We start from the raw sequence: 12766 nt of genomic DNA, 5'->3' as shown, positions 1-12766 counted from the left end.
GCGCACAAGGCGTTCAAATCGTTTCCTTCGGATACATCTTCTGCCGTCACACCGCCCGGCGTCGGAACCGCGCGGCCGGCGGGCGGGAAAACGGGCCCGTCGACGTGCCGCCGCGTGCGGGTTACGGGATGACAAGAGCGGATCGGCACGGTATGGGAATGCCGGACCGGGAACGGGCAACCCCTGCACGCGCCCCGGCCCGGACCGCAAGACGGTACGAACAAGGCCCTGTGGCTCAACTGGATAGAGCAGTCCCCTCCTAAGGGACAGGTTGCAGGTTCGAATCCTGCCAGGGTCACCACTTCCCCGCACCCTCCCGATCCCGCACTCAGGGCAGGCCCCGCGCGTGATCGGTGCGCCCTGCCCGGCTCCATAAACATTCCGTCTATCGCGAGAAGCATCCCCGCTGAGGCAATTCCGCCCCGGCAAAATTAGGATGGACGCAACATGCGCCGCTGCCCGGACCCACCGTCGGGAACGCGCCGGTTCCGATCTGTGCAAGGAGTCCTTCCCGATGAAACTCGACATCAACTCGGACATGGGCGAGGGCTTCGGCCGATGGACCGTCAGCGACGATGCCGAGATGATGAAGGTCGTCTCTTCGGCCAATATCGCCTGCGGGTACCACGCCGGGGATCACGAGATCATGCGCCGTTGCGCGCTCGATGCAAAGGCGGCGGGCGTCGCCATCGGTGCCCATCCCGGCTTCCGCGACCTGCTCGGCTTCGGGCGCAGGGCCATGCCGGTCGACCCGGCCGAGATGTGCAGCATGCTGGCCTACCAGCTTGGCGCCATGCAGGGCATCGCGACCTCGGTCGGTCACAAGGTCACGCATGTGAGTTACCACGCCGCCTACGGCAACGCCGCCGTGGCGGACGAGGATCTGGCGAACGCCATGGCTGCCGTGATCGCGCAGGTGGACCGGGATCTTATCCTCTACTCCCAGCCGGATACCGCCGTCGAACGCTCGGCGCGCAAGGCCGGGCTGCGCGTGATGACGCTGTTCCTCGCCGATCGCGCCTACCGGGCAGACGGGTCGCTGGTGCCGCGCGGACTGCCCGGCGCGGTCGTCACCGATCACGCGGAGGTCGCGAAACGGGTCGAACGCTTTGCCCGGGACGGCTCGGTGATCTGCGAGGACGGTTCAAGCCTCGCGATGCGCGCCAAGGGTGTGCTGGTTCACAGCGACACGCCGGGATCGGTCGGCCTGGCGCAGACCGTCCGGCAGACCCTTGACCGCCTCGGGGTCGAAATTGCACCCTCGACGGAGCTGGCCGACTGAGCACGAAGAGGACAGGGGTATGGATACGAAGCGCCTCGCCGCCTTCGTGAAGGTGGTCGATGTCGGCAGCGTGACGCGCGCGGCCGCGCTTCTGAACGTCGCCCAGCCCGGTCTGAGCCAGCAGATCCTCGCGCTCGAACACGAGTTCAAGACCCGCCTCCTCGACCGCAGCCCGCGCGGCGTCACCCCGACCTCGGCGGGTCAGGCGCTCTATCGCCACGCCCAGCGCATCCTGCGCCAGATGGACGAGGCGCTGGTCAACGTCCGCGAAGCCGACCACATGCTCAAGGGGCATGTCTCGGTCGGCCTGACGGCGTGGAGCAAGGCCTCCATGCTCGCGCCCGACCTGGTCGAGGCGGTCCACGACGCCCATCCCGGCATCCTGCTGCAGGTCTGCGACACCTTTCCCCTGCCGTTCAGCGAGATGGTCCTGCGCGGGCGCCTCGACATGGCGTATATCTATGGCGGCGTGACGGCGCGCGGGCTCGACTACCTCGATTGCGGGACCGAGACCTTCGTTCTGGCCCTGCCCCCCGGCCTCGCGCCGGATGACGACACGCCGGCGGACGGGCGCTTCCTCGCCTCCCTGCCGCTGATCCTTCCGCCCGACACCTCCTTTCAGCGCCGGATGGTCGACCGCACCTGTGCCGAATACGGCGAGACCCCGGACGTGGTCGCCGAGGTCTACACTCTCGAAGTGCTGGGGGCGCTGCTGTCGCGCGGGATCGGCGGCGCGGTGCTGCCCGCCGTCATCGCCGAAACCATGGCCGCGCGGGCGGATCTGCGCATCGTGCCGATGGCGCAGGAGATGACCCTGCCGATGGTGCTCTGCACGCCGGAGGGCGAGGGTCTGACAGATGCCGCCACCGCCGTCCGCCGCATCCTGCTGGACCTGATCGGCACCGCGTGAGCCCTGCGGCGTCGCGCGGTGCCGGATGTCGTCTCAGCCGATCAGCCTGGTCGGCAGCCAGGTGGCGATGCCGGGGAACTGCACCAGCAGGAACACGGCGATCACCATCAGCAGCAGGAAGGGCAGGGTCACGCGGGCGATGTGGCCGATGCGGTCCCCGGTCAGCCCGTTGATGACGAAGAGGTTGAACCCCACCGGCGGCGTGATCTGCGACATCTCCACGGCGATGATGATGAAGATGCCGAACCACAGCGGATCGAACCCCGCGCTCACCGCCAGGGGCAGGAAGATCGGCAGCGTCGTCACGATCATCGAAAACCCGTCCATGAAGCAGCCGAGCAGCAGGTAGACCGCCAGCATCACCGCGATCAGCGCCACCGGAGACAGGTCCAGCGTCGCCACCCAGCCGTTGATCCTTGCCGGATAGCCGAGGATCGTGCTGGTGATGCTGAGCACGGTCGCCCCAACCATGATGAGCCCGATCATCGCGCAGGTGCGGGCCGATCCGGTCGCCACGGCGCGCAGCACCTCGCGGGTGAGCGAACCGTCGAGCCAGGCGATGCCCGCCGCGCCGATCACGCCGATGGCGGCGGCCTCGCTCGGCGTTGCGATGCCGAAATACATCGACCCGAGGGTGAAGAAGATCAGCGCAAAGACCGGGGCAAGCTGGCGCGAGGCCCGGAAGCGGTCGACGAGGCGCATCCCGGAATAGGCTTCGTCGTCGCTCGGGGCGATGGAGGGGTCGAGCACCGCACGCACCATGATGTAGCCGCCGTAGAGCGTGGCGATCATCAGCCCCGGTAGAACCCCCGCCGCAAACAGCCGCAGAACGGATTCCTGCGCCAGCACGCCGTAGATGATCATGATCGTGGACGGCGGAATGAGGAACCCCAGCGTCCCCGCCCCGGCGAGCGACCCCAGCGCGATGTCGCGCCGGTAGCCGCGTCTCAGCAACTCGGTCAGGGACATGCGGCCGACGACCTGCGTGGTGGCGGCGGAGGAGCCGGAGATCGAGGCGAAGATGGTGCAGGCGATCACGTTCACATGAAGCAGACGCCCCGGCAACAGGTCGGCCCAGGGGGCAAGGCCGGAAAACAGCATCTGGGACAGCCGCGTGCGGACCAGGAACTCTCCCATGATGATGAACAGCGGCAGCGCCACGAGATCCGGCGTCGTGAGGATGTTGAGGCTGTACTGGCTGAGCAGCGCCCCGAGCGGCACGGAGCTGTAGAAGAACAGCACCAGGGAGGCAGAGAGCAGCAGCGCCAGCCCGACCCAGATGCCGAGTCCGAGGCAGATCACCAGCGCGGCGCTCATCAAAAGGGCGGATTCGGTCATTCGGGGACTCCGGAAGGTGGTGCGGACGGGAGGCGGCGGATCATTCCATGACCTCCCCGACCAGATCGCGCGGCGCTTCGGCTTCGAGCCCGGCGAGCAGGGACAACAGCCGCGCCAGAGCCTGCAGGGCGAACAGCGCGAAGGCGAAGGCAAAGGCGGCCTCGGGCAGCCAGAGCGGCGTCAGACTGGCCGTCGACACGCTGCCCCGGTCGAAGGAGGCCAATGCGCGGGTCGTCATGGCCAGCGCCAGAAACCCGAGCATCCCGGTCACGACGAGGCTGGCCACCATGTCGGCGATCCGCGCCGAGGCTTCGGAAAGGTGATCGCGCAGCAGGGTGACGCGGATATGGCCGCCCGCGCGCAGCGTCGCGGGCATCGCAAGGACAAAGGCGGCCCCCATCAGGAAACCTGCATGTTCCCACGAGGCGGACATGGTGCGCGACAGCTGCGGCAACGCGGCGGCGGAAAGCCCGGCAAAGACCTGCAGCAGCACGATGGCCAGCAGCAGCACGAGGCAGGCCACCCCGGCCCAGAGCGACAGCTCGGAGAGGGTCGTCACCCCCCGGTCGAAGGCGGCCGCGGCGCGTGCCGCGGGCCGCAGCCCCCCGCCGACGACGCGGGGAAACTGGTCGTGGCGGGAGACGGGCGTCATCGGCCGACGGCCTTGAGGTACTCGGCGACGATCGGCTGGGAATCCGGCATCCCGGCCAGCTTCTCGTCCAGCAGCGGGCGCGTGCGGTCCAGGATTTCCGTGCGCATTTCGGCGGGATACTCGACCACCGACATGCCGTTCTCTTCCAGCACCTTCAGCGCATCCGTACCCTGCGCGGCCGACAGCGCCCAGAACTCGGGCTGAAGCTCGGTCGCCAGCGCCTCGATGGCGGCCTGGTCCTCGGCGGAAATCCGGTTCCAGGTGTCGAGGTTGATGGTCACGATATGGCTGAGGCCGGTGCCGTTGACGAGGTAGATGTAGTCGAGGAATTCCCAGAACCGGCCGTCCACCGCCGAGGTGGCCGAGGTCAGGACCGCATCGACCCGCTTGGAGGCGAGCGCCGGGATGACTTCGCCCCAAGGCATGAAGATCCCCGCAAGGCCGAGCGCATTCAGCACGTCCACGCCGCTCTTGTCGCCCGCGCGGGCCTTGAGGTTGGCAAGCCCGTCGAGATTGTCCGTCTCGACATTGGTGTAGAGGAACTGCGCCGGCGTCGGCACCAGGTAGAGGAATTTCTGGTTGTAGGATTCCGCCACCTTGTCGAAGGCCGGGCGCAGATAGGTGTGCAGGGTCGCCAGCTCTTCCTGGTTGTTGACGAGGAAGGGCAGGCCCTCGGTGTCGAAGATCCGGTCCTCGCCGTTCTGCTGCACGCCCGGCATGTTGGCCATCGGCACCAGCCCGTCACGCACCGCGGTCAGCAGCTCCGGCCCCTTGAAGCCGAGCGCCCCGCCCGCAAGGACCGTGATGGTGACGCGGCCTTCGGTGATCTCGGCAACGCGGTCCGCGAACTGCTTCTCCGCCGTCACCATGAAGTTGGAATCCGGCAGAACGTCGGCCAGGTTCAGTGTCATCGACTCCGCGGCGGCGGGTGCGGGCAGCCCCGGCGTCAGGGCAAGGGCCAGCCCGGCGGCGGTGAGTCCGGAAGCGGCAAGCCCCCGGAGAAGGTTGAACGTCGTCTTCATGGTATCTCCTGTCTTCTGCCCGCCGATCGCACGCGCCGGTACGGGCTCATTATCGGATGAATCGTCGTGGGAATGCTGCCCTTCTTCGTGGCAGTCCGTTTCGGGGCCGATGCCTAGAGCATCGGCTCGAACTGGCAATGCACGAGCATCTCGGACACGCTCGCGGTGTCGGGCAGCCGCAGGGCGGTGCCGATGATCGCGGCAAGATCCTCGGGGCGCGACATCTCGCTGCGCGGGATCTCGTCCTCGCCCAGGGTCATGTCGGTGGCGACGTAACCGGGGCAGATCACCGTGGAACGGATGCCCTCGGCGCGCCCTTCCCGGCGAATGCCGTGGTTGAGCGCGGTCACGGCGAATTTCGTCATGGCGTAGCCGACGTTGGAACCCACTCTCTTGCCCGCGAGCGAGCCGAGCAGGACGACCCGGCCGGCCCCGCTTTCGGCAAGCCAGGGGCGCGCGGCGCGGACCAGCCGCAGCGGGCCCTTCACGTTGACCCGCCACATCCGGTCGAGATCGTCCTCGCCCTCGTCGAAGACCAGCACCTTGGGATTGAGCCCGGCCGCCGCGACGATGCCGTCGATACGACCGAACCGTGCGGCGGTGGCGGCGGCCCAGGTCCTTGCGCCCTCGGGGTCCTCGGCATCGTAGACATGGGCCATGGCGCGGTCGGTGTCCCCGAACCCGGAGGGATCGCGCATCCCGCAGGACAGGCGGTAGCCCTGTTCGAGCAGGTGGGCGGTGACGGCGCGGCCGATCCCCCGGCTGGCCCCCGAAACCATGATGACGCGATCTGCTACGTCGAGCATCGGACTTCCTTTCTCTTTGCGGCAGAGCGGCACGGCATCGCAGGACGGCAGGCATGCCTCCTCCGATGCGCCGCGAGGGTGTCGCGACGCGCCGACTCCAGACTTCCGGAATGTGCGGCATGATCATACGCTGCCGCGTCACGCGGACCGGACGGGTGATCCGCGTTCATGACCGAGCGTAAGATCGAAACGGAAACCGCTCACAATAACATATCTCAATGGAGCGAATGCTTTTGCTTCTGCCCCTCGCGCGGCGGACCGCGCGGGCCGGGTCAGGGGTTGCGCACCAGCGCCTCCTGTTCGCGGCGCACCAGCGCCCGCAGGCGGCTTTCCCGCCAGATGGTGAACAGCCCGGCGCCGCCGACGATGATCGCCCCGGCAAGGGTGTAGATATCGGGAACGGCGGCAAAGGCGAAATAGCCCACCACCACCGCCCAGAGCATCCCCACGTAGTCGAAGGGCGCCAGCAGCGACGCATGGGCCGCGCGCAGGGCCATCACCATCAGCACCTGCGCCAGTCCGCCGAAAAGACCGCAACCGATCAGCAGCGCCAGTTGCCGCAGATCGGGCATGGTCCAGCCGAACACGAGGCTCGCCAGTCCGAGCGCGGTGGTCAGCACGGTGAACCAGAAGACGATGGCGGCCGGGTCCTCGGTCGCGGTCATGCGGCGGATCTGGATCACCGACAGCGCCGAGCAGGCCGCCGCGAACAGGGCGGATGCCGCGCCGATCAGCAGCGCATCCGAGCCGTCCGCGCCGCGGATGCTGTCCATCAGGGCCGGCAGCAGCATCACCAGCACCCCGCAGAGCCCGACCGCCACCGCGCTCCAGCGATAGATGCGCACGACCTCGCCCAGCAGGAGCGCGGCGAAGATCACGGTAAAGATCGGGACCGCGTAGCTGAAGGCGGTGAGCTGGGCGAGCGGCAGGTAGGCCAGCGCGAGGTAGTTGAAGAACATCCCGCCGGTGCCGGTCAGGCCGCGCCCGAAGTGGCGCCAGACGGATTCCGTGTGGACCATCGCCGCCAGCCGTCCCTTGAGCCCGTACCAGAGCACCACCGGAACAAGCGCAAAGACCGAGCGGAAGAACACGACCTCGCCCGTCGGGATGCGGCCGTCGAGACTGCGCACGCAGGCGAACATGATGGTCACCGCCAGCGTCGCCAGCACTTTCAGAAGGATGCCGCGTTTCGCGTCCATGCAGGATCTCCGTTCGTTGTCCCGGTGTTGCCTCCCCCCGTGCTACCTACCCCCGCAGCACCGGGCGACCGCATCGGGATCGCTTCTGACGCCATAACCCCGGTGTCTGGCGGGCAACAGGACTTTTGCATGACCCGCCCGCAACCCAGAAGAATTGGTGTTTGCTCCATCATGAACCGCTCTTGGGAAGGGCGCGCGCGATCGGCTTAAGGTCGATCAATGGCGGCCGGACCCACCCCGGGACGCCACGCGGCAAGGGACGACAAGATCCCCGCGATCCACGTTTACCCAGCAAGGAGCTACCACATGAATCCGACTGCAAACCGTCGTTCCGTTCTTCTCGGAGGGGCCGCGCTGGCAACCCTCGGAAGCTTCGGCCTGCCCCGCATGGCCCGCGCCGCCACCCGTCTCGACCTGTCCGAAGTCCTGCCGGAAGACAACTGGCAGACCATCGAAATCCGCAAGTTCGCCGCCGACGTGGCCGAGCGCACCGGCGGCGAGGTCGAGATCGTGATCCACTCGGGCGGCGCGCTCGGCTTCAAGGGGCCGGAGCATCTGCAGGCCGTGGGCAACGGGCTCGTCCCCATGGCCGACCTCCTGGGTGCGCAGGCCGCGGGCAACGCGCCGATCCTGAAGCTGGAAAACCTGCCGTTCCTCGTGAAATCGCCGGAAGAGCTGAAGACACTGCATTCCTTCCTGCGCCCCGAGTTCGACAAGGTCGCCACGAAGTTCAACCAGAAGTTCCTGACGACGATGCCCTCGCCGCAGAACTCGATCTTCATGAAGGAAGAGGCGACCTCGCTCGACGCGCTGGCCGGCACCAAGGTGCGCGCCGCCGACATGACCGGCAAGGAAACCTTCGACTATCTCGGCTTCACCGGCGTCCAGATCCCCTGGGGCGAGCTGATCCCGGCGCTGGCCACCGGCCGCGTCGACGGTGTCGGCACCTCCTCGACCTCGGCCGTGGACGGCAAGTTCTGGGAGTTCATGGGCTACATCTACCCGACCAACCACATCTGGGCGACCAACTTCCTGTCGATCGGCCTCGAAGCGTGGAACGGCCTGTCCCCCGAGGCGCAGGAGGCCCTGGCCGCCGCATCCGAGGAATGGACGCCGAAGTTCTGGGAAGCCTCCAAGGCCAAGGGCGACGCCGCCAACGCGACGCTGGTCGAGAACGGCATGAAGATGGTCGAGATCCCCGATGACATGCTGGCCGAGATGCAGGAACGCACCAAGCCGATGATCGCCGCCTACGCGAAAGAGGTCCCCGAGGCCGGTCCGATCATCGAGGACTTCCTCGCCGCCGTCGGCCGCTCGGCCTGACACGAAACCGCGCCGCGGGTCTCCCTCCCGCGGCGCTGACCGAGGACCGCCCGTCATGACGAACCTCCCCAGCTCCCTCAAACGCCATCCCGGGCCGGTCCTCGGTCGTTTTCTGCGCATCGCCGATGCGCTCGCCCTTGCCGGCGGCCAGGTCGCCATGGGCTGCCTCGTGGTCATCACGCTGCTGATGCTGGCACAGGTCGGAGTGGCCTTCCTGTCGAAATTCACCTCGGCGGTGCGCGGAGACATTCCCGTCGCCTGGGAATACGGCTCCTACCTGATGGGGGCGACCTTTCTGCTGGGCAGCGCGGTGACGCTGCGCGCCGATCGCCACATCCGGCTCGGCGTGGTGATCCAGAACTGCGGCCCCTCGGTGGTCCGCGTGCTCGAGATCCTGTCCTCCGCCGCCGCGCTGGCCTTTACGGTCTACCTGACCTACGCCTTCGGACAGGGTGCCCAGCGCGCCGTGCTGATGGGCACCACCTCGATCTCCAGCCAGACCCCGCTGTGGATTCCCATGTCGGTCTTCTGCATCGGCACCGGCCTGCTCGCGCTGCAATTCGCCGTGCGGCTGCTCTGTGCCGTGATGCGGTTCGACCTGGTCAACGAGGCGCTGCGCGCCGGTGGCGAGATCACCGAATGAGCCGCGCCCGCCCCCTTCCTTCGTCGTCCCCCGACACCCTTCTTGCCGGAGAGATGCCGTGCTAGCCATCAGTCTTACCCTCGTCCTTCTGATCTTCGGCCTGCTCGCGGCGGGCCAGTGGGTCGGGCTTGCGCTCATCATCGCGGGCAGCGTCAGCGCCATGCTGTTCAGCGCCATCCCGGTGGACCGGCTGATCCCGCAATACGCCTACAACGTCTTCACCACCTCGGAGCTGATCGCGCTGCCGCTCTACATCCTGATGGGCGAGATCCTGTTCCGCACCCGCCTGTCCCAGGCACTGTTCTCCGGCCTTGCCCCCTGGGCCGGCCTGCTGCCGGGGCGGCTGCTGCACATGAACGTGCTGGCCTGCTCGATCTTCGCGGCCATTTCAGGTTCCTCCGCCGCGACGGCGCAGGTGGTGGGCAAGATGTCCCTTACCGAACTGCTGCGCCGGGGCTATTCGCCCTCGATCGCCATGGGCAGCCTTGCCGGGGCGGGAACGCTGGGCTTTCTCATTCCGCCGTCGACCGTGATGATCATCTACGGCGTGCTCGCCAACCAGTCGATCCTGCGGCTCTTCGCGGGCGGGCTGATCCCCGGCATCCTGCTGGCGCTGATCTTCATGAGCTGGATCATGATCCACTGCACGCTCAAGCCCGAGTCCGTGCCGGAAAGCGAACGCGCGCTCGACAACCAGCCGCTGCGCGACCGCATCGCCGCGCTGGCCGATTTGGCCCCGGTGGTGTTTCTGATCCTCTGTGTGCTGGGGTCGATGTATGCCGGCCTTGCCACCCCGTCCGAAGCCGCCGCCATCGGTGTCGTCGGCGCGCTGCTGGTGGCATGGAAGCGCGGCGGGCTCGACCGGGCGGCGATCTACGAGATCCTGATGAGCGCGGTCCAGACTTCGGCGATGATGGGACTCATCATCCTGGGCGCGACGATCCTCGGCAACATCAACTCCTTCCTCGGGGTGCCGACCTACCTCGCGGAAGTGGTGAACGCGATGGAGCTGTCCTCCTTCACGCTGATCCTCGTGCTGCTGGTGGTCTACCTGATCCTCGGCTGTTTTCTCGAAGGCTTCTCAATCATCGTGACGACCCTGCCGGTGGTCCTGCCGCTGGTGGTCGCCGCGGGCTTCGATCCGGTGTGGTTCGGCATCTTCCTGGTGATCGTGGTCGAGATGGCCCAGATCACGCCGCCGCTCGGGTTCAACCTGTTCATCATCCAGTCCCTGACCGGAAAGCCCCTGACCGAGCTGACCCGCGTCACCCTGCCCTATCTCGTCATCATGATCGTGTTCGTGCTGCTGCTGGCCGTCTTCCCCGACCTGGTGCTGTGGCTGCCCTCCCTTCTCTACGACTGATCCATCACCCCCAAGACCCTCTCAACCGCGAGGAAAAGACCATGACCTTCCACTTCCGCCGCGCGGATCGGCTGCGCGACGTCACGATATCCGCGTCCGCCGCGATGACCGACAAGGCGACCGAACTCAAGGCGCAGGGGCTCAAAGTCATCTCGCTCTCCTCGGGCGAGCCGGACTTTCCCACCGCCCCCCACGTGGTCGAGGCAGCCCATGCCGCGATGCTGGGAGGCGACACGAAATATCCCCCCCAGACCGGCAAACCCGCTCTGCTCAAGGCCATTCAGGCCAAGTTCAAGCGCGACAACGGGCTGGATTACGCGCTGGACGAGATCCTGACCGGCAACGGCGGCAAGCAGCTGATCTTCGATGCGCTGATGGCCGGCTGCAACGCGGGGGACGAAGTTCTGGTCCCCGCCCCCGGCTGGATCACCTATGCCGATATCGTGCACCTTGCGGGCGCGGTTCCGGTGCGGGTGGATTGCCCCGAGCGGCTCGGCTTCCGGCTCGACCCCGGGGCGCTGGAAGCGGCGATCACCCCGCGCACCCGCTGGCTGATCCTCAACTTCCCGAACAACCCCACCGGCGCCATGTGCTCGCGCGAGGATCTTCGCGAAATTGCGGATATCGTGCTGCGGCATCCCGATCTCTGGGTGCTGACCGACGATATCTACGAACATCTGATCTATTCCGGCGAATTTCTGACCATTGCCCAGATCGAACCCCGCCTCCGGGACCGGACCATCACCATCAACGGGCTCTCCAAGGCCTATGCGATGACCGGCTGGCGCGTCGGATATGCCGGCGGCCCGCGCGAGGCGATCGCCGCGATGAACGCCATCCAGCTTCAGGCGACCGGCGGCATCTGCACCGCCGCGCAGGCCGCCGCTGTCGCGGCGCTGGAGGGTCCGCAGGACTACCTGGCCGAGCGTGCAGCGATCTACAAGGACCGCCGCGACATGGTGCTGTCCATGCTGGCCGAGATCGACGGTCTGACCTGCGCGGTGCCGGAGGGCGCGTTCTACGTCTTTCCGAACATCTCGGCCCTGCTGGGCAAGACCACGCCCGCCGGTACGACGCTCAAGACCGACACCGATTTCGTGCTGGCGCTTCTGGCCGAAGCGCAGGTCACCACCGTGCAGGGCAGCGCCTACGGGATGAGCCCCTATTTCCGCATTTCCTATGCGGCCAAGACCGAGGAACTGCGCGAAGCCTGCCAGCGCATCGTCGATTTCTGCAAATCGCTCGTCTGAGCGGTCAGGCGGCGCCCCGCATCGCGGGGCGTCCGCGCACGAGGCGGTCCATGATCTGGTAGACCGCGAAGGCGGCATCGGACAGGCCCTCGCTGTCCGGAATGCACATCGACATCGGCATCCGCATGTCCTTGTGCAGCGGGCGGATTTCCAGCTCCGTCCGCGCGGCAAGGCTCTCGGCCACTTCGACCGGCACCACGGTCGCCCCGCATCCGGCTTCGAGCGCCGCGATGAGGTTGGAACAGGAAAACACCTCGACCGTGATGTCTGGGGCCCTGCCGACCGTCTCGCAGGCCCGTTCGACCATCAGCCGGGCAAAGGATTCCCGGATCGGCATGACCAGCGGCAGCGCGGCCAGCGCCTCGTGGTCGATCACCTCCACCCCCTCGGGCAACAGTCCGGGAGGCGCCGCGATGCGGAAACTCTCCTCGCCGACGGCGATGTAGTTCAGCCCGCGCGCCGCGTGGTCGCCATAGAGCACCGCCATGTCGAGCTGCCCGTTCAGCACCATCTCGGACAGGCGGATCAGGAAGCTGTCGCAGATCTGCAGGCGGATGCCGGGGTGATGCTCGTGCACTTCGGCGATCAGCCGGGGCCCCAGCAACGATGCCGAACTCCACCCGGCCAGACCGACCGAGACGCTGCCGGTCAGCTCTCCGCCCTGCTCCAGGACACCACGCCGCGCCTCGTCGACCTGCCGCATGATGGTCTTGGCATAGCGATAGAGCACCTTGCCGGCCTCGGTCGGGGTCACGCCGCGGGTGCTGCGGTTCAGAAGCTGGACGCGGAATTCCCCTTCGAGGGAAATGATCTGCTGGCTCAGCGCGGGCTGGGCGATATGCAGCACAGAAGCCGCGCGGGTCACGCTTCCCAGGTCCACGACCTTCGTGAACGCTTCCAGCCGACGGGTGTCCATGATGCGCCCCACTCCTGAAGTTGGAAGGCACTATGCACCGAATTGCCCGACAGCGCCAGAAA

General features: G+C 67.2%; 12 protein-coding genes and 1 tRNA gene. 7 read left to right on the top strand and 6 right to left on the bottom strand.

What is annotated here, in order from left to right:
- Positions 1–224 precede the first annotated feature (224 nt).
- From ACN0RJ_RS02515 to ACN0RJ_RS02505, 3 genes are all read left to right on the top strand, one after another.
- Positions 225–301: transfer RNA gene (locus tag ACN0RJ_RS02515), tRNA-Arg, on the top strand.
- Between the two features lie 213 nt (positions 302–514).
- A complete protein-coding gene (locus ACN0RJ_RS02510; protein ID WP_417723319.1) occupies positions 515–1282 on the top strand; it encodes a LamB/YcsF family protein in 768 nt (255 codons plus the stop codon).
- A gap of 19 nt (positions 1283–1301) precedes the next feature.
- Positions 1302–2192, top strand: a complete 891-nt coding sequence (locus ACN0RJ_RS02505) for a LysR substrate-binding domain-containing protein (protein WP_417718517.1) — start codon at positions 1302–1304, stop codon at positions 2190–2192.
- A gap of 33 nt (positions 2193–2225) precedes the next feature.
- Here ACN0RJ_RS02505 and ACN0RJ_RS02500 read toward each other — a convergent pair whose 3' ends face one another.
- The 5 genes from ACN0RJ_RS02500 to ACN0RJ_RS02480 all read right to left on the bottom strand — a co-directional run bounded on the left by ACN0RJ_RS02500 (position 2226) and on the right by ACN0RJ_RS02480 (position 7209).
- Complete coding sequence (locus ACN0RJ_RS02500; RefSeq protein ID WP_417723318.1) at positions 2226–3530, bottom strand: TRAP transporter large permease; 1305 nt, start codon at positions 3528–3530, stop codon at positions 2226–2228.
- A 40-nt stretch (positions 3531–3570) separates the two neighbouring features.
- Complete coding sequence (locus ACN0RJ_RS02495; RefSeq protein ID WP_417723317.1) at positions 3571–4182, bottom strand: TRAP transporter small permease subunit; 612 nt, start codon at positions 4180–4182, stop codon at positions 3571–3573.
- Complete coding sequence (locus ACN0RJ_RS02490; RefSeq protein WP_417723316.1) at positions 4179–5204, bottom strand: TRAP transporter substrate-binding protein; 1026 nt, start codon at positions 5202–5204, stop codon at positions 4179–4181. The genes ACN0RJ_RS02495 and ACN0RJ_RS02490 overlap by 4 nt, the downstream gene beginning before the upstream one ends.
- 113 nt (positions 5205–5317) lie before the next feature.
- A complete protein-coding gene (locus ACN0RJ_RS02485; RefSeq protein WP_417723315.1) occupies positions 5318–6010 on the bottom strand; it encodes an SDR family NAD(P)-dependent oxidoreductase in 693 nt (230 codons plus the stop codon).
- Between the two features lie 272 nt (positions 6011–6282).
- Positions 6283–7209, bottom strand: a complete 927-nt coding sequence (locus ACN0RJ_RS02480) for a DMT family transporter (protein WP_417723314.1) — start codon at positions 7207–7209, stop codon at positions 6283–6285.
- 306 nt (positions 7210–7515) lie between these two features.
- On the opposite strand from ACN0RJ_RS02480, the gene ACN0RJ_RS02475 reads away from it, so the two are divergent.
- Genes ACN0RJ_RS02475 through ACN0RJ_RS02460 form a run of 4 tightly spaced genes read left to right on the top strand, consistent with a single transcriptional unit; the run spans position 7516 to position 11788 of the window.
- Positions 7516–8532 (top strand): TRAP transporter substrate-binding protein, encoded by a 1017-nt coding sequence (locus tag ACN0RJ_RS02475; RefSeq protein WP_417723313.1) that lies wholly within the window; start codon positions 7516–7518, stop codon positions 8530–8532.
- Between the two features lie 55 nt (positions 8533–8587).
- Entirely contained in the window at positions 8588–9175 is a 588-nt protein-coding gene (locus ACN0RJ_RS02470; protein ID WP_417723312.1) for a TRAP transporter small permease subunit, read from the top strand.
- Between the two features lie 58 nt (positions 9176–9233).
- On the top strand, positions 9234–10538 hold the full coding sequence (locus ACN0RJ_RS02465) for a TRAP transporter large permease (RefSeq protein WP_417718525.1): 1305 nt from the start codon (positions 9234–9236) through the stop codon (positions 10536–10538).
- Positions 10539–10579: 41 nt separating this feature from the next.
- Positions 10580–11788 carry a pyridoxal phosphate-dependent aminotransferase gene (locus tag ACN0RJ_RS02460; RefSeq protein ID WP_417718526.1) on the top strand — a complete coding sequence of 403 codons (1209 nt, stop codon included), beginning with the start codon at positions 10580–10582 and terminating at the stop codon, positions 11786–11788.
- Positions 11789–11792: 4 nt separating this feature from the next.
- Here the strand turns inward: ACN0RJ_RS02460 and ACN0RJ_RS02455 are convergent, their stop codons facing one another.
- Positions 11793–12704, bottom strand: a complete 912-nt coding sequence (locus ACN0RJ_RS02455) for a LysR substrate-binding domain-containing protein (RefSeq protein WP_417718527.1) — start codon at positions 12702–12704, stop codon at positions 11793–11795.
- Positions 12705–12766 lie beyond the last annotated feature (62 nt).

The organism is Salipiger sp. (genome assembly GCF_048261495.1).
Classification (GTDB): Bacteria; Pseudomonadota; Alphaproteobacteria; order Rhodobacterales; family Rhodobacteraceae; genus Salipiger.
The sequence above is the reverse complement of the archived record's forward strand: the minus strand, read 5'-3'. Positions and strand labels throughout refer to the sequence as shown.